General features: G+C 49.2%; 1 protein-coding gene. It reads right to left on the minus strand.

All coding sequences use genetic code 11. The features are described 5' to 3' along the window. Positions 1 to 622 (minus strand): pseudouridine synthase (locus R7R78_RS27455; RefSeq protein WP_225474774.1); only part of this gene is annotated, 622 nt, incomplete at both ends.

The following is a 622-nucleotide window of genomic DNA, read 5'->3' on the forward strand; positions in this document are numbered from 1 at the left end:
GATCATCTCTTCGGCTTCCGGGTAAAAGTCACACGGAACACAAATACTGCGGAGCCAGTGACTTTTCGGATGGTAGAAGCTCAATTCAGAAGCGTGCAGTTCCAAACGCTCAGAGAAGGCTTTGGCTTCTTCGGTAGCATAGAACTCATCACCAACAATAGGGTGACCCAACGCTTGCATGTGCACACGCAATTGATGTGAGCGGCCAGTAATAGGCAGTAAACGTACGATGGTCGTCTTTGTGCCGTCTTCATGTTCTTCTCGCTTCGCGACTTGGAAGAGAGTTTTTGATGGCTTACCATCTTCAAAACACACTTTTTGCAGCGGACGGTTTGGCCAGTCACAGATCAATGGCAGATCGATTTCGCCCTCTTCCTGCTCGACATGACCCCAAACGCGTGCGTAGTAAATTTTATGCGTTAAGCGGAACTGGAACTGCTTTTTCAACGCACTTTCTGCTCGCTTGTTTTTAGCCAGTACCATCAATCCCGACGTCGACATATCTAAGCGATGCACGACTTGGATATCTGGGTACTCCTCCTGTAAACGACTCCACATGCTGTCATGGTGCTCTGCAAGGCGTCCCGGAACTGACAACAAACCAGACGGCTTATTCACAGCC

It is taken from the genome of Vibrio sp. 2134-1, from assembly GCF_033339495.1.